The sequence below is a fragment of the Sphingobacterium thalpophilum genome (assembly GCF_038396785.1).
GTDB classification, from domain to species: domain Bacteria; phylum Bacteroidota; class Bacteroidia; order Sphingobacteriales; family Sphingobacteriaceae; genus Sphingobacterium; species Sphingobacterium thalpophilum_A.
The window spans coordinates 4,800,271-4,817,738 of sequence record NZ_CP151087.1 but is presented as its reverse complement, the minus strand read 5'-3'; the positions used below and the strand labels follow the sequence as shown (position 1 = coordinate 4,817,738).

The window sequence follows — 17,468 nt, the reverse complement described above, 5'->3', positions numbered from 1 at the left end:
TTTATTAAAGAGCGATATAATATGCAAAACTATTATATCGCTTGCTTATTAAATACCCACATTAAAAAATGAGAAACCTTTGGTTATTCCTGAGACGATATAATGCATTCTTCTGGTTTATCCTATTTTTTGGATTCTCGTTATTTTTGGTGATCACCAACAATTCTTTCCAACGTAATTCTGTTTTAAATTCTTCAAATAGTGTCATCGGAGGCCTGTATGCAAAGGTCAATTCCTGGAAAAGCTACCTGCACCTCGGGGAGACCAACGATGCACTTGCAAAGGAAAATGCACAACTGAGAAAGGACTTACAAGCCTATCGATCAACTGACAGCATCAAGATCGGTCCTGTCCCGGCAATCGATAGCAGTGAGTTTGGGCGTTACGAATTTATTATTGCAAATGTCATCAACAATAGCATTCACCAAAAGGCAAATACGATCACACTCGATAAAGGCAGTAAAGATGGTATAGAGCGAGGTATGGGTGTTATCGCTCCCAACGGAGTAGTTGGTATCGTATTGAATGTTTCCCAAAACTTCTCGACAGTGCAATCCCTATTGCATCCCGATACGCGTATATCCGTAACATTAGGCCACACCGAGGTTTTCGGCTCGTTGGTATGGGGCAATAGCATGGATTACCGCGCGGCAATGGTCAAGGAAATTCCAAACCATATCAAAGTCAACAAAGGAGATAAAGTGTACACCTCAGGATATTCAGGACATTTTCCAAAAGGAATTTTTGTTGGAACGGTCATTCAGACGGGGATCTCTTCAGGAGACGCTTTTTTGGATCTTAGACTATTGTTGAGTACCAATTTCTCCAACTTGCAACATGTCTACGTTGTAAAAGACCTGTTAAATAAAGAATTAAAGACACTAGAAGAATCGACAAAGGACAATGGCTAGGATTTTAATATTTAATATTATTCGATTTATCGTTTTGATAGGGATGCAAGTTTTCCTATTTCAAAATATCGGTTATTACAATCTGGTCGCTGCATTTCCTTATATCTTATTTATTTTTTTACTTCCTACAGGAACACCTAATTTCCTGGTGTATTTGATCGCATTTCTCACGGGACTTACCGTAGAGTCGTTTTATGATACCCTTGGGGTCAATACCGCAGCCTGTGTTGCACTGGCAGCCTTCCGTATTTTCTTCATGAAAATTACGCTTGAAGTTGAAGAACGCGAATCTTTCTTTACCCCGATGTTGGGCTTCATGAATATTCGCTGGTTCTTTTCCTACATCTTTTTCGGAACATTGATTCATCATACATTTTTGTATCTCTTGGAATCTTTTTCCTTCCAGCACATCCAATACACCTTATTGAGTATCGTTTTAAGTTGTATATTTACAGTAATTATCATGCTATTATTTAGCATATTATTCTACAAAAAGAAAGATCGGTTGTAGTAAATCGATGGATAGAAATTCATTTCTATGAACAGTTTTTTTGCGCGTAAGTACGTCGTTTCAGGAATCTTTATTGCCATCACATTGACCTTGGTGGCCCGCTTATTCTATTTACAGATCATAGACGATTCCTATATACATTCCGCAAACAGCAATGTCATGCGCAAGGTCATTGTGTACCCCGCCAGAGGGGTTATTTTGGACCGAAAGGGAAAGGTATTGGTTCAGAACGAACCGGTATATGATCTTATGGTTACTCCGCGTGAGGTGAAAGAAATCGACACCGCTTTGTTTTGCAAATTGATAGACATTGACAAGGAGGGCTTTATCAAACGGATGGAAAAGGCAAGAGTGCACTCGCCTTACCGTGCATCTATTTTTGAAAAACAGCTGTCTGTACGGACATGGGCTCAATATCAGGAATACCAATATCAATTTCGTGGTTTCTATGTTCAAAAAAGAACAATCCGAAGTTACCCCGACAGCATAGCAGCTCAATTTTTAGGATATGTAAGTGAGGTAAATGATAAAGATATTGAACGCTCCAATGGGTTTTATCGTAGTGGTGACTACATTGGTCGCAGTGGAGTAGAACGTTCTTATGAAGACCTTATTCGTGGAAAACGCGGTGTCAACAACTTAATGGTTGATGCGCTGAACCGTCCGAAAGGGGTATTTATGGAAGGGAAATACGACACACTTGCTGTTGCAGGGGAAGGACTGGTTTCCTCGTTGGATAAAGACCTTCAGATTCTTGGGGAGAACCTCATGAAAAATAAATTGGGGTCCATAGTTGCCATTGAGCCTGCAACGGGTGAAATCTTGGCCTATGTCAGTAGCCCGAGTTACAACCCCAACATGATGGTCGGCAGGCAGTCTGGCAATAATTATATGAAATTATTGAAAGACGAAACCAAACCACTTTTTAACCGCCCTATTCAAGCCTCCTACCCTCCAGGCTCTGTATTTAAAGTTGTTTCAGCATTGACTGCGCAGCAGGCTGGTGTTATTGATCGTAATACCGTATTTTTCTGCCCACATGGATACAGCTATGGTGGTGGACGCGGCTGGATGGGCTGTACGCACTATCATGGATCAACCACATTACAGCGCTCTGTAGCCGTATCATGTAATACCTATTATGGTTTTACCTATGCTAAGATGATCGACGGACGTGGGCTTTCGGGACCTAAGGCCTACGATCTATGGCGCAATGCCGTGACACAGTTTGGAATTGGCCATAAACTAGGCATTGATCTACCGGGTGAAAAGCCGGGTTTACTGCCGACATCAGATTTTTATACCAAAAGATACGGTAACGATAAATGGCGTTCAAGTTTCAATATCTCCTTATCGATCGGACAAGGGGAAATGGGAATAACACCGTTGCAAATGGCCAACATTATGGCTATCGTTGCCAACAAAGGCTTTTATTACAGACCCCATTTGATTAAAGGTATTGGTGCACAGAAAATTGCCAAGAAGGAATTTACCGAAAAAGTCAGTGCCGGAGTGGATGAGCGGTACTATCCGGTTGTTATCCAAGGGATGAGTGATGCTGTTAATACACCCGAAGGTACCGCTTGGGCCAATCGTATCCCGGGCATCGAAATGTGCGGAAAAACAGGTACAGCGCAAAACCCACATGGTGAAAACCATGCCGTTTTCTTTGCTTTTGCCCCACGAGAAAACCCTAAAATTGCTATTGCTGTCTTTGTTGAAAACGCGGGTTACGGTGGAACCTGGGCAGGACCTATCGCAAGTATGATGGTTGAGAAATACCTCAAAGACACGATAACTGCGCCAAAATATATTCAGGACCGCATTTATAAAGCAAATTTTCTTCCTGCACCCAAAAAAGTTGTGGATCCAAAGACTAAAGATGTAAAAAAGACAGACTCAGTCAAATCGAAAACTGACACGTTAAAATCAAAACGCCAGCTGGCAGCTTTAACAAAACCAAAGGAAACAATTGTTCACCATAGCGAGATAAAGAGAAGATATGAATAATCAAAAAACAAGTTTTTTTGGAAAGATAGACTGGCTAACCATCACGCTTTGGCTTGCGCTATGCTTAATCGGCTTATTCAATATCCGTGCAGCGGTGTTTAATCCTGAAATGCCCAATTTCTTTACCTTAGGAACCAATTATGGAAAACAGTCTTTATATCTTGTTTCCGCAATTATTCTAGGGGTATCCATTCTCATCATAGACGCGAAATTTTTCAGTTCCGCCTCACCGATATTTTATGGTATAACAGCTGTATTGCTTGTCATCGTGCTCGTGGTAGGGCGAAATGTCGGCGGAAACCAAGCGTGGATTGACCTAGGTTTTTTCCGCTTACAACCTTCTGAGTTTGCCAAACTTTCGACCTGTCTGCTCTTAGCTAACTTTTTGAGCGCTCAGAGCAATAAAGCACCGACCATGCAGACACTGGCCATGGGAGCCGGTATTGTCTTATTTCCTGTATTTTTAGTTATGCTGCAGCCCGATACGGGATCTGCCCTTGCGTTCTTTTCGTTGATTTTTGTATTCTATCGTGAAGGCTATGTAAATAATGAACTGCTTATATTTGGCGGGCTCTGCATTTTACTTTTTGTTCTTTCTTTATTGGTCAATCCTTGGATACTTATCTTGATTTTAGCATTGCTTATTGGCCTTGTCATGTGGAACTACCGCAAGAGAAGAAAATACATTATCAATCTCAGTATACTTTTTGCAGCCTGCGCTGTATTTATTCTCTGTGTGGACCTGGTGTATGAGCATGTGCTACAACCTCATCAACGTGACCGTATTGACATTATCCTGGGTAAAATGGAAGACCCTAAAGGAAAAGGATATAATTTGAATCAGTCGAAGATTGCAATTGGATCAGGACAGCTCCTAGGCAAGGGTTACCTGCAGGGAACGCAAACAAAATACAACTTTGTACCTGAGCAGAGCACGGACTTTATTTTTTGCACCGTTGGAGAAGAGTGGGGATTTGTTGGATCGGTTGCTTTATTACTTATCTATCTCATCCTACTGCTACGTATTATTCATATCGCCGAACGACAGCGTTCAGCCTTCGCCAGGATATATGCATACGGTGTAGCGTCCATCCTCTTTTTTCACTTATTTATCAATATCGGTATGACAATAGGTATTGTTCCGGTTATCGGGATTCCGCTGCCTTTTATCAGTTATGGCGGTTCATCTTTATGGAGTTTCACCATTTTACTATTCATCATGCTTAAATTTGATTCAAATAGAAAAGGAGTTGTCTAAAAACAACTCCTTTTCTATTTGTACCCTTATTTAGTTCTTCTCAACTTTTTTACTACATCAATTGAGAAAAAACCAAAAACTTCTCGGCATGGCGCAGATAAACGGTTAAATACGCTCCAAGACGAGCTGTATAGCTTTATCAACAACTTCTTCAGGTGCGGAAGAAAACCGACCATCTACCCGACTTGCCAAGATTGCATTAATGGATAAAGCCTGATGTCCAAACATGTTAGCCAATGCATAAATACCCGCTGTTTCCATTTCCAGATTGGTGAAACGCTGATCTTTATATTGAAAGGACTTGATCAAGTCTATAAAATTGGGGATCGTATTAGTTGAGCGAACAGTCCTTCCCTGCGGAGCATAAAATCCGGGTGCAGTCAAGGTGACTCCCTTCGGTAAATCAAAGGCTATTCGATCCAGAAGGCTTGCGCCAGCTTTCGCAACATAGGGTTTTAGGTTTAATGCGGAAAAATATTCGGCGAGCTCAACCTGAAGCGCCTGCTCCTCGCCGTCGTAAGATCCCTGATAATAGTTCATCAATGCATCAAGACCTATTCCATACGCAGAGGCCAAAATAGTTCCCATCTCAACATCTTGTTGTACCGCTCCAGAGGTTCCAATGCGAACAATATCCAATGAGCTAAGCGTCGACTTTACCGTTCTATTGTCAAAATCAATATTTGCCAGCGCATCCAGTTCATTCAACACAATGTCTATATTATCAGTACCTATACCTGTTGAGATTACTGTCAACCGTTTATTTCCCAGATAGCCGGTATGCGTAATAAACTCACGTTTCCCTTTTTTGAGTTCAATACGATCAAAGTGTTTCGATACTTTCGCTACACGGTCTGGATCGCCAACTGTAATTACTGTACTTGCCAGATCTTCCGGCAACAAATTCAGATGGTATATACTGCCATCTGCGTTCAAAATCAATTCCGATGCGTTGATCATATTGTATACAAATAGCTTAACTGACAACCTTCTATTTTGGAAAACCGATCCACAATTCGATTGACTTGCATTTTTCGGACTTCAAACTCCAAATAACACTGATTATCAAACTCTTGCTTTTCAATGTCCACGCCCTCTTCCTTTATGATCCGCATAATATCATTCATATGCAGGTAATCAAAGGTAATACTATAATGGTCATTCACTGTACGCTCGATAATTTCGGCATGGATCAAAGCATCTTGGGTTGCTGATTTGTAGGCATTAATCAAGCCTGGAACCCCCAACAAAGTACCACCGAAATAACGAACGACAATGACGATAACGTTGGTGACATCCATAGACAGCAGAACGTTTAAAATAGGTCGTCCTGCAGTCCCCGAAGGCTCTCCATCATCGTTTACACGAAAGACCGCACGATCAGGTGTGAGGCGATAAGCCCAACAATGATGCCTCGCTTTCGGGTGAATCGCTTTCACTTCCAAGATCAAATCTTTTAATTGATCTTCGGATTTAAAAGGAAAAGCATAAGCAATAAACTTACTTCCCTTATCCCTAAAAATTCCCTCGTATTTTGCATTGATAGTCCGGTAAGTATCTTCAAATAAACTCATAGATATGCTATGATTAAAACTGAAACAATAGAAAGCGCTATACCTAGATAATTCAACAACGATAGCCTTTCCTTAAAAAATAAGACGCCGATTAACGCGCCCAATGAAATTACGCCAATGTTCATCCCCGTAAATACAACTGATGGATTTTCTGGTAGCGCACGATGCGCTTTCATATAGAATAGGATGTTACAGAAGTTAAATACACCCAAAACCAATCCATAGCCCATAGCTTGCCTTGAAAAACGTTGTTTTTCCACAAAAAGGAAATACAGCAATAGCACCATTGCAATAGACATCGCCATCACAAAGATAATAAATAGGGAACTGATATAAGGTATATCGACATGCAAGGCGACTTGTTTGAAGAGGATATCAATTATGCCCATACCGATAAATACCAATAACGGGTAAAGCGCTTTATAACGACTGTCTGCCGAACTAACATGCTGATTCTTTTGCCAACCAATAGAACATAGGATGGCCAATAAACCAAGAGCTATTCCCAGCATCTTGTGTCCTTCCATTTTTTCATGAAAAAAGAAAAATGATGCAAGCAAGGGTATGAACAACGATAGGCGCTGTGCAATCTCTGTCTTGACCAAACCGCTATAGCGAATGGACAAAGCAATAAAAACAAACATTCCAGGAAGTAATATCGCCAGGCTCATATACAACGTCATCGGCATAGCATCCCATACCAGCGATTTTAGATCTGGTTGTAAGACAAAATAGGTCAGTGCAACTGCCATGGGGTAATTCCAAACGATAACCTGTTTGGTTTCAACTCCATTTTGTTTTGCCAATTTTAATAAAACAGCAACGGTGACGCTGCAGATGACACTTAATAAAACAAAAATCATGATTCAAATTTCATTTATCTCCAAAGGCCACGTTTCTCCTGACGAGCCTGACGCTCCAATTTTACAAATAATTCTGCATATTGTACATTTGGTGCCAGCGTATAGGATACTGCATACCCTTGTTCAACCAAATCCCGATTGATAAATTTCTTTCCAACATACACATAGGCAAGAAGTCTTCCATACCGATCCCGTTTTCCAACGTCAAAGACCAACTTAACACTTTTGCCGTTTAACATCGTCGTTAAATACTGCTTTGCTTCTTGACCATAGTACCCGAATTCCTTCCGCGCAGTACGTCTCGTTTCCGGAGCATCTACTCCTATCAACCTAACTTTCTCCCCTTTTGGGGTTCCATTTTCAATGACAAAGGTATCGCCATCAATAACACGCTTTACTTTGGCGTCCTTTTCCTCTCCTTTAAAAGTGAAACCTGTCAACACCAAACAGATCACACTTACACACACATAAAAATTAATTCGTTTTAGCATAAAATCCAGCGTTTGCCCAAAGGTAGTAAAATACTTTTTTAACAAAACAGCCCAAAAAAACAATAATATTAACATTAAAAACACCTAAATTTAATATAAAAATATAGCTAAAAAACACGTAAAAATAACACCATTTATTACACATAAAATAACACAAAAATAGAGCTTATTATAGAAAAATTATGACAATAAAAACCATTAAAATACTAAAAATCAATATTATAATAAAATAAAATTCAAAAAAAATTAAAAATAAACAAGTAAAATTCAGCTAAAAAAATACATAAAAAACACATCAAAAATTCATTAAATAAATCAGATATTTTCAATAAAAAATTATTTTTTTCTTTGATATTTCAAAAACATTCGTACATTTGAAATGTCAAACAACAACAGGATGAACAGAACATATACATATTTCTATTTTAACTTCTTTTATTTTAAAAATAAGAGCCGGGATTAGATTGTGTATAAATCATAAAAAATACAAACAAGAAGAGTCCCGGTTCAAATGATCGGGACTCTTTTTTTTGGAGACAACATAGCGAACAAAAAACAATGAGTTTAAAAATTGCAATACAGGGAGCAAAGGCTTCATTTCATGAAGAGGCCGCATTTAAATTTTTCGGAAGAGAAGTTGAAATTGTAGAATGTGATTCATTTAAAAAAACTTGTGAATTGCTGAAGCAAAGAAAAGTCGACTATATCGTTATGGCGATCGAAAATTCAATTGCGGGAAGCTTATTGCCGAATTATAATTTATTGAGAGATTACAAGTTCCATATCACTGGGGAAGTTTACCTAAACATCCAACAGAATCTCATGGTATTGCCGGGCGTTAAATTAAAGGATATCAAACACATCGAATCGCATCCAATTGCCATTCGCCAATGTGAAGAATTTCTTTCTGAACTTGAAGGTGTACGCATAACCGAGGGATCTGATACGGCTGCAACTGCAAAAATGATTGCCGAGCGAAAATTGACGGATACTGCGGCAATTGCAGGGACATTGGCCGCTGAAATATATGGTCTTGAAATATTAGAAAAGAGAATCGAAACCAATAAAAAGAACGCAACGCGTTTCCTCGTACTATCGAATGAGGTTGTCGAACATAAAAATGCCAATAAAGCGTCATTATCATTCCAAACAGGAAATACAGTGGGATCTCTGGCGACTATTTTACAATGTTTTGCTGAACAGAATATCAACTTGAGCAAGATTCAGTCAATGCCGGTAATCGGAAAACGCAATGAATATGATTTTTTCGTCGACGTAGAATGGAAAAAACAAACAGACTACGAAGCAGCTATACGTAAAGTACTCAAACATAGTGTCAATTTCAATATTATGGGCGAGTATGTCAAAAACGAAAAACTATAATTAACAATTTACGCAGACAATATTAAAATAGATAATCAAACTTAACATGAAAAATACATTAGACATCACTCCTTTAAAATCTTGGTTGGATACAGGAGACAAACCTTTAATTATCGCAGGTCCTTGTAGCGCAGAAACAGAAGAGCAGCTGGTATCAACAGCGCATTTGTTGGCAAATACCGGAAAAGTAAATATTTTACGCGCTGGTATCTGGAAGCCACGTACACGTCCGGGAGAATTTGAAGGTATCGGTTCAATTGGTTTGGAGTGGTTGAAAAGAGCGAAAGAAGAAACAGGTTTATTAACAGCTACTGAAGTTGCTACAGCAAAACACGTGGAAGAAGCTTTGGCTGCTGGTGTGGATGTACTATGGGTAGGTGCACGTTCAACGGCAAATCCATTTACTGTACAAGAAATTGCTGATGCTTTGCAAGGCGTAGATATTCCAGTATTTGTTAAAAACCCTGTAAACCCCGATTTATCGCTGTGGATCGGTGCATTGGAACGTATCAACCGTGCTGGTATCAAAAAATTAGGTGCTATTCATAGAGGCTTCTCATCGTACGAGAAAACAGCATTCCGTAATGAACCAATGTGGGATTTAGCGATTCAGTTAAAAACGGCTTGTCCAAACCTACCGATCATCAACGATCCAAGTCACATCTGTGGAAACCGCGAATTGTTACCATACATCGCACAAAAAGCAATGGATATGGATATGCAAGGATTGATTATCGAATCACATATCGATCCATCTGTCGCTTGGACTGACGCAAAACAACAAGTAACGCCAGCTGCATTGGCCGAGTTGATCGACCACTTGACGTTACGTAAAGCTGCTTCGGACAACCCTTCATTTGAAGATAAATTAGCAGAATTGCGTAGCAACATCGACAAATTAGATGATTTGATCATCCAAAAAATTGGTGAACGCATGAAAATTGCTGAGAAAATCGGCGAATACAAACGCGATAACAACGTGACAATTTTGCAAGTTAACCGTTGGGATGAAATTGTTCAAAAACGCACAAAATTAGCGGAAGCGCTTTCTTTGGGTAGCGAATTTGCGACGAAATTCCTGGAATTAATTCACAACGAATCTATCCGCAAACAAAATGCGGTCATGAATACGCAAGAGCAACCAACAGCAGAAGCATAATGAATCAACAAGTCATCACGCTGACGCATCCTGCAAAAAAGATACAGGGCACGGTCCAACTCACAGGTTCAAAATCTGAGAGCAACCGTGCTCTTATTATCCAATCGCTGAGCAAAGGACAAGTTGAAATAGCCAACCTCTCTGAGGCTGCAGATACGGTTACTCTAAACCGCGTATTAAAAATCGCGTCAGAACCGCAACCTGGTTATAATACAATTGACATAGGCCCTGCAGGAACAGCTATGCGCTTCCTTACAGCTTACCTCAACCTTGTTAAAGGCAATTTTATCCTGACAGGGACAGAGCGCATGCAACAGCGTCCAATTGGGATATTGGTCGATGCCATGAAAGAAATTGGTGCCGAAATCCATTATGAAAAAAAGGTGGGTTACCCTCCTTTGAAGATTGAAGGCGGATTATTTCAAGGAAAAGACCGTGTTAAGATTAAAGGAAATATCAGCAGTCAATATATATCGGCCCTGCTATTAATTGCTCCGGCATTAAAAAAGGGACTTACCTTAGAGATTGAAGGCGAATTAACTTCCAGACCTTATGTATCCATGACTTTGGATATGCTTAAAAGTGTCGGGATCCAATATGAATGGACGGAGAATGCGATTAAAATTGCACCGCAAGCATTTGAAAAGCAAACCATATATGTCGAACCAGATTGGAGCGCAGCATCCTATTGGTATGCTATTGTAGCACTAGCTGATGCAGATGCCTCGATCGTATTGCCCGGGCTAAGACAACATAGTTTACAGGGCGATATTGCCATCATAAGCATTATGGAACATTTTGGGGTTTATTCGAGCTTTGAATCGGATGGATTGCATTTAACTAAAAAAGAAATCAATTCAGACAAAACCTTGTTCGACTTTAAAGAATGCCCTGATCTTGCGCAAACAGTAGTCGTTGTCGCAGCTGCTTTAAAACGTGATGTTTCCTTTACAGGTCTAGAAACCTTAAAGATTAAAGAGACCGACCGTATTGCTGCATTGCAGACCGAAATCGCGAAGTTCGGTGCTGAATTGATCGAAGATGGTGACACATACCATCTGAAAACTGCAGGTGTATATCAACCAGAAGATGTGACCTTCGAGACTTACGAGGATCACCGCATGGCGATGGCATTCGCACCTTTGGCTTTAGTTTTTGACCAAATCAAGATTGCTGAACCTCAAGTTGTAGAAAAGTCATATCCTGATTTTTGGAAACATTTACAAGCGCAAGCTTTTATAATTGACTAACATATCAAAAACAGGGATTAACATCAATATTAATCTCTGTTTTATGATACAATCTCCCAGATAGCCTTTTAGCTTGGGACAAAAATTGTAATGTAATCTACTAGGCCATCTTCGAGTTACAGACTCATAATTTGTATTCAGTCTGGTGCTTTAGAATTGCATTTAAAAGCAAATTTATCTAAGTTTATTGAAATTTAATTTTTATGGCAGGAAATTCATTTGGCGATTTATTCAGAATTAGCACTTTCGGCGAATCACACGGCAAAGCTATAGGTGTAATTATTGATGGTTGCCCTTCAAATATAACAATAGACGAGGAATTTATCCAGTCTGAGCTCGACAAACGAAAACCCGGTCAATCTAAGATCACGACACAAAGAAAAGAAAGTGATACTGCACAAATCTTATCTGGCGTTTTCGAGGGGAAATCAACGGGAACACCAATAGCAATTGTTATTCCAAATGAAGACCAGCGTTCGAAAGATTACACCCATATCAAAGATATTTTCAGACCTTCCCATGCTGATTTCACTTATCAGATGAAATATGGCATACGTGACTATCGAGGTGGTGGACGGTCTTCGGCGAGGGAAACCGCTGCCCGTGTTGCTGCAGGTGCAGTAGCAAAAAGCTTCCTGAATCAATTTGGAATCGAAATCTTTGCCCACGTTTCGGGAGTAGGTACTATTGAGGCGCCAAATGTAGATACCAAAGACCTCAAAGCTTTGCTTGAGTTGCGGGAAGCCAACATCGCACGTTGTGCAGATCCAGCGACAGCCAATGAAATGGTTGAGTTTATCGACTCGGTCAGAAAAGCAGGTGACACCGTTGGCGGACGTATTTCGGCTGTCATCAGACATGTGCCTGTGGGATTAGGCGAACCGGTCTTTGATAAGCTCCATGCAGACCTTGCTAAAGCAATGATGAGCATCAATGCGGTACATGGTTTTGAATATGGTTCAGGTTTTGCAGGTTCGGAGTTGCGAGGTTCCGAACATAATGATATATTTGTAGCAGATGACCATGATTTAAATCGAGTGCATACACATACCAACTTTTCTGGAGGGATTCAGGGCGGGATTTCAAATGGTATGGATATTACTTTCAAAGTAGCATTTAAGCCTGTTGCCACTATCATGAGAGATCAAGAAACAGTGGATATCCATGGCAACCCTGCTATTGCAAGTGGCAAGGGGAGACATGACCCTTGTGTTGTTTCGAGAGCAGTAATTATTGTGGAAGCTATGGCAGCACTTGTAATCGCGGATCATCTACTTAAAAATCAAAGTTACAAACATGCTGCAAGATAATTATGTCGTAGGTGTTGATATTGGAGGCACACATATTTCTGCCTGTATCATTGACACAAAACAATGGAATATATACTTAGAAAACGTGGCCAGAAACCACGTTTTTTCTCAAGGAGATGCTAAAACGATTTTACAAACCTGGGCATCAACTATACGCGATATCATAGCCACCTCACCGGCTCCTATTCAGTTCATCGGCATTGCTATGCCGGGACCCTTTGACTACGAAAATGGAATATCTAAGATACAGGGACAAAGCAAATATGACAATCTGTACAACATGGATGTCAAAGCGCTTTTAGCTGAAGAGCTGGGACTTCCGCCTACGTCTATCCACTTTATCAATGACGCAGCAGCCTTCCTACAAGGTGAAATATTCGTACAGAACTTGCAAACAAACAAGCGGATATTAGGAATTACGTTGGGTACTGGACTTGGATCTGCGGTATGGAATCAAGGTGAAAAAGCCTATGATGCCGCCCTATGGAACAGCCCTTACGAAGATTGTATTTTCGAAGAATTTCTTGTCACACGGTGGTTCATCAAACGTTTCAAAGAAGTATCAGGAAAAGATGTTACGGGACTTAAAGATATTTTAGATCATCATCGGGAAACTAAGGAATTTCAAATCATCAAAGATGAATATGCTAAACATCTCTTTGATTTTATGCAGTTCTTCGCAGAGAAACATGCTGCTGAAATATTTATAGTCGGTGGCAATATCGCCAAAGCGCTACCTATTTTCATTGGTGACCGAAGTGAATTTGAAAGATTTGAAATTTATACAGCAATACTTGGTGAAAAAGCCGCTATGATTGGCGCTGCGAGTATATTCAATTAAAATATCATCCCAGCCGTTGGAATATTTAGCTTAGTAAAGCAAAAAGATATCCATCTATTAAAACATAGATGGATATTTTTCTGGATTAGCTTCATGCATAATTGCATACACTGTCTCGACAACATCATCAGAAGATGGCTTCGAGAAATAATCCCCATCTGAGCCATATGGCGGACGATGTGCTTTTGCAGTCAGTGTCCTCGGCTGACTATCCAATAGATAGTAGCCATTTTGCTTCTCTAATATCTCTTGCAAGATGAAAGCTGAGGCCCCACCGGGCACATCCTCATCCACAATAAGTAGTTTATTTGTTTTCTTCAGCGATTCAGCACAAAGTTTTCCTTTGTCAAAAGGCTGCAATGTTTGTGCATCAATAATTTCGATGAATATCCCCAAACGTTCCAATTCCACGGCCGCTTCTTCAACAACACGTAAAGTTGACCCATAGGATACCACCGTGATATCCCGCCCCTCTTTAACACATTCGGCATAACCGATTGGCACAGTAAATTCACCAACGTTTTCTGGTAGACGCTCTTTTAGACGATACCCATTCAGACATTCGACAACGATAGCAGGTTCGTCAGAGCGGAACAACGTATTGTACATACCTGCTGCCTGGGTCATATTACGCGGCACACATACATGCAGACCTCTCAAAGATCCTAAAATTACTGACATGGGCGATCCGGAATGCCATATACCTTCCAATCGATGGCCACGTGTACGAATAATTAATGGTGCTTTCTGACCTGCAAAGGTGCGATAACTTAAACTTGCCAAATCATCACTTGCTACTGTAATACCATAGATTAGGTAATCCAGGTATTGGATCTCAGCAATTGGGCGAAGTCCACGGATTGCCAAACCTAGTCCTTTTCCTATAATTGAATTCTCCCGAATACCGGTATCAAATACACGATGCACACCCAGCTTTTCTTGTAAACCTGCAAAACCTTGATTCACATCTCCAATCTTACCGACATCCTCTCCAAACGCCAATAATCGTTCGTCACGCCGGAAGTTCTCTTCAAAACATAGATTCAAGACCTCACGTCCGTCGACCACTTTAGCTTCTTCACTGTAGACTGCAGGTACGACCGTCACGTGAGCAGGTGAATCTACACCATCTGTAAATAATTTTGAATTATAACGTTTCTCATTCAGTTCCTGCTTCTCTTTGTACCAATTTAATAATTGCTGGCGCCCATCGCTATGCTGACCTTTAAGCTCGTGCAACACCTTGCGAACCTGGCCATAAACTTCTTTCAAAGAAGGCTCAACCATCGATTGCAATTTCTTTGACGCAAAATCAGCCCGCTCATTTGGAATACCCTGAAGTAAATCAATAGCTTCCCGAGCTTCGATGCTCAATGTTTTAATATAATCGGCCCAAGCTCGTTTTTGTTCTTGACGAACATGGTCTTTAGCATGTTGATCCAATTGATCCAATTCTTCTGTGGTAGCAATACCAGAACTTACGATCCATTCTTTCATTTTCGCGATACAATCGAAATCAGTTTCCCATTGCAATCTTTCTTGCGATTTATACCGTTCGTGTGAACCTGAAGAAGAGTGTCCTTGAGGCTGCGTCAATTCGGTCACATGAATCAGACATGGAATATGTTTTTCGCGAGCAATTTGGGCGGCCTGCTCGTAGGTTTCACATAAACCCGCATAATCCCATCCCCTCACTTTGAATATCTCGATCCCGTTTGTTAGGTCTTCCTTCTGAAAACCTTTGAGGACTTCGGAGATATCTCCTTTTGTTGTTTGAATTTCATTAGGCACAGATATCCCATACCCATCATCCCAAATAGAAATCACTGTTGGAATCTGGTGAACACCTACGGCGTTGATGACTTCAAAAAATACGCCTTCAGAAGTAGCAGCATTTCCGATAGTGCAGAATGCAACTTCATTTCCTTTATTTGAAAAATAAGATAGATAGTCTAAATTTCTATTCTGCTTATACAACTTAGAAGCCAAGCCCAAGCCCAGCAATCTTGCCATCTGACCACCGGTGGTCGAAATATCTGAAAACGAGTTTTTCTGAACCATTTGATCCAACCAGTTCCCTTGGTCGTCCACAACACGAGTCGAAAAATGGCAGTTCATTTGCCTTCCTGCAGAAGAAGGATCTGCCTCGACATCGGGATGGGCATATAATTGAGAGAAAAAATGGTAGACATCACTGATGCCAGAAGCAAATATAAATGTTTGGTCACGGTAATATCCCGACCGCCAGTCCCCATTTCTGAAAACTTTAGCCATCGCGATTTGTGCCAATTCTTTTCCATCGCCAAAAATACCAAACTTAGCCTTACCTGTAAGCACTTCTTTACGTCCCAATAAACTCACGTAACGACTTTCTAAGGCAGTTCGATAATCATTCACAATAATCTTTTTGAACTCGTCAAAGCTCAAAGTGGAAATAGATTCATTGTTTTGGTCAAATGCAGTATCAAACATATTCTTTTTTGTTTCAACAAATTTAACAAAAATATTATTCTATATAATTGGTGTTTATCAAATAAATTGATAATCAATAACTCAGATTTGAAATAGAATATTCTAATTTCTCAAATTAGTACTTTTTGACAAAAAATCCTAATTTTTATAGATTTTTAATTCCAATCAGCAGGCAAAAACATCATTGTCCTTTTTAATTTTTATTTTTGGGTTTTACATTCATTATTTTGAATTTTTCAGCACTTAAACTCGATAAAATCCTTATCGCTAATCTTGAAAAACAAAAGCTTTCTTCGCTTACACCTATTCAAGAAATAGCTATCCCCGCCATTTTAGAAGGTAGAGACTGTTTGGCGATTGCCCCAACCGGCACGGGAAAAACGGAGGCTTTCGCCGTCCCTATTATTCAGCGCTTACGAACCAAGATTACCCCAGATCACTTATCGGTCCTTATACTCCTTCCTACACGGGAACTTTGTATACAGACCAAACAGCGCATATCGGGGCTTATCGATGGAATGGAGTTGACTATCGCCAGCTTCTATGGTGGCGGAACTTATGAAAGTCAACTCGACGTTTATCCGAAAGCCCAGATGGTACTTGCGACTCCAGGACGTTTGCTGGATTTTATTGAACAAGGCATTATCGATCTAAAAACGATAGATATCCTGGTGATCGATGAATTCGATCAATTGTTAGATCTCGGTTTCACGAAAGAAATCAATAAAATCATCAGCACATTGCCTGCTGAGAGACAAACCATTTTCAGTTCAGCTACGAAAACCCCTGAAATCGAAAAAATTGTTCGAAAAAGATTAAGTACCCCTGTTGAGATCAACCTAGAAACAACGGCCAAAAAGGGTCAAATAGAAGAATCTATCCTCTATGTTGATAAAAATGATAAAAAGACCCTTCTGCGTTATCTCCTTGAAAACCGTATTGCACAGCAAGTAATCGTTTTCACGCGAACAGTTCATGCTGTCGAACGCATCGCAACAGATTTAGATCGAAATGGCATTTCTTGCTCGGCATTATATGGCGATATAGCGCAGCAAAAACGAGAAGAGATTATTACTAAATTCAGACAAAAAGAGGTACGTGTATTAATTGCGACGGACCTTTTGGCTCGAGGGGTAGATTTTCCGGACCTAGAAGCTATCATCAACTACGAAATTCCGGATTCCGCCGAGCTCTATACGCATCGAATCGGTCGAACAGGTCGTTCGGAAGCAGAGGGAAAAGCATTTACCTTTTGCGATGCGGAGGACAATGAAAAGTGGATAAAATTACAGTTATCCTTAAAACGGCAAATTAAAATTGACGATCAACATCCTTATTTATTGAGCTGGGAGAAAATGCGTTCTAGCAGCCAAAACAATCAACGAAAAGGCGGTTCGAAATCAAGAAAACGTCGTTAATTAATAAATATTCTTTT

At 40.1% G+C, this 17,468-nt stretch carries 15 protein-coding genes; 10 read left to right on the top strand and 5 right to left on the bottom strand.

Annotated elements, in window-relative coordinates:
* The first annotated feature begins 68 nt into the window (after positions 1 to 68).
* Genes mreC through rodA form a run of 4 tightly spaced genes read left to right on the top strand, consistent with a single transcriptional unit; the run spans position 69 to position 4,690 of the window.
* Complete coding sequence (gene mreC / locus AACH28_RS21245) at positions 69 to 911, top strand: rod shape-determining protein MreC (protein WP_341831432.1); 843 nt, start codon at positions 69 to 71, stop codon at positions 909 to 911.
* Complete coding sequence (locus AACH28_RS21240; protein ID WP_341831431.1) at positions 904 to 1,422, top strand: rod shape-determining protein MreD; 519 nt, start codon at positions 904 to 906, stop codon at positions 1,420 to 1,422. Before mreC ends, AACH28_RS21240 begins: the two co-directional genes overlap by 8 nt.
* A gap of 27 nt (positions 1,423 to 1,449) precedes the next feature.
* Positions 1,450 to 3,432: a penicillin-binding protein 2 gene (gene mrdA, locus AACH28_RS21235; protein ID WP_046671818.1), complete on the top strand. Its 1,983-nt coding sequence runs from the start codon at positions 1,450 to 1,452 to the stop codon at positions 3,430 to 3,432.
* The gene (rodA, locus tag AACH28_RS21230) at positions 3,425 to 4,690 is read left to right on the top strand and encodes a rod shape-determining protein RodA (RefSeq protein ID WP_341831430.1); all 1,266 of its coding nucleotides are present in this window, start codon (positions 3,425 to 3,427) and stop codon (positions 4,688 to 4,690) included. Before mrdA ends, rodA begins: the two co-directional genes overlap by 8 nt.
* 105 nt (positions 4,691 to 4,795) lie before the next feature.
* Here rodA and AACH28_RS21225 read toward each other — a convergent pair whose 3' ends face one another.
* Genes AACH28_RS21225 through AACH28_RS21210 form a run of 4 tightly spaced genes read right to left on the bottom strand, consistent with a single transcriptional unit; the run spans position 4,796 to position 7,618 of the window.
* Positions 4,796 to 5,650 (bottom strand): nucleoside phosphorylase, encoded by an 855-nt coding sequence (locus tag AACH28_RS21225; protein WP_341831429.1) that lies wholly within the window; start codon positions 5,648 to 5,650, stop codon positions 4,796 to 4,798.
* Positions 5,647 to 6,264, bottom strand: a complete 618-nt coding sequence (locus AACH28_RS21220; RefSeq protein WP_112375621.1) for a YigZ family protein — start codon at positions 6,262 to 6,264, stop codon at positions 5,647 to 5,649. Before AACH28_RS21220 ends, AACH28_RS21225 begins: the two co-directional genes overlap by 4 nt.
* Complete coding sequence (locus tag AACH28_RS21215; RefSeq protein WP_112375620.1) at positions 6,261 to 7,127, bottom strand: EamA family transporter; 867 nt, start codon at positions 7,125 to 7,127, stop codon at positions 6,261 to 6,263. The genes AACH28_RS21220 and AACH28_RS21215 overlap by 4 nt, the downstream gene beginning before the upstream one ends.
* 14 nt (positions 7,128 to 7,141) lie before the next feature.
* Entirely contained in the window at positions 7,142 to 7,618 is a 477-nt protein-coding gene (locus tag AACH28_RS21210) for a thermonuclease family protein (protein ID WP_201638687.1), read from the bottom strand.
* A gap of 558 nt (positions 7,619 to 8,176) precedes the next feature.
* Between AACH28_RS21210 and AACH28_RS21205 the strand changes: the two genes are divergently transcribed.
* The 5 genes from AACH28_RS21205 (at position 8,177) to AACH28_RS21185 (ending at position 13,561) form a co-directional block, all read left to right on the top strand.
* Positions 8,177 to 9,001, top strand: coding sequence for a prephenate dehydratase (locus AACH28_RS21205; protein ID WP_046671823.1), 825 nt, complete (start codon positions 8,177 to 8,179; stop codon positions 8,999 to 9,001).
* A 46-nt stretch (positions 9,002 to 9,047) separates the two neighbouring features.
* Positions 9,048 to 10,160: a chorismate mutase gene (locus tag AACH28_RS21200; protein ID WP_046671824.1), complete on the top strand. Its 1,113-nt coding sequence runs from the start codon at positions 9,048 to 9,050 to the stop codon at positions 10,158 to 10,160.
* A complete protein-coding gene (aroA, locus tag AACH28_RS21195; RefSeq protein WP_070566017.1) occupies positions 10,160 to 11,410 on the top strand; it encodes a 3-phosphoshikimate 1-carboxyvinyltransferase in 1,251 nt (416 codons plus the stop codon). Before AACH28_RS21200 ends, aroA begins: the two co-directional genes overlap by 1 nt.
* 203 nt (positions 11,411 to 11,613) lie before the next feature.
* The gene (aroC, locus tag AACH28_RS21190) at positions 11,614 to 12,720 is read left to right on the top strand and encodes a chorismate synthase (protein ID WP_046671826.1); all 1,107 of its coding nucleotides are present in this window, start codon (positions 11,614 to 11,616) and stop codon (positions 12,718 to 12,720) included.
* Entirely contained in the window at positions 12,707 to 13,561 is an 855-nt protein-coding gene (locus AACH28_RS21185) for an ROK family protein (RefSeq protein ID WP_341831428.1), read from the top strand. Before aroC ends, AACH28_RS21185 begins: the two co-directional genes overlap by 14 nt.
* Before the next feature lie 57 nt (positions 13,562 to 13,618).
* Here the strand turns inward: AACH28_RS21185 and AACH28_RS21180 are convergent, their stop codons facing one another.
* On the bottom strand, positions 13,619 to 16,033 hold the full coding sequence (locus AACH28_RS21180) for a thiamine pyrophosphate-dependent enzyme (protein ID WP_286774968.1): 2,415 nt from the start codon (positions 16,031 to 16,033) through the stop codon (positions 13,619 to 13,621).
* Between the two features lie 227 nt (positions 16,034 to 16,260).
* Between AACH28_RS21180 and AACH28_RS21175 the strand changes: the two genes are divergently transcribed.
* The gene (locus AACH28_RS21175) at positions 16,261 to 17,451 is read left to right on the top strand and encodes a DEAD/DEAH box helicase (protein WP_341831427.1); all 1,191 of its coding nucleotides are present in this window, start codon (positions 16,261 to 16,263) and stop codon (positions 17,449 to 17,451) included.
* Positions 17,452 to 17,468: the final 17 nt, after the last annotated feature.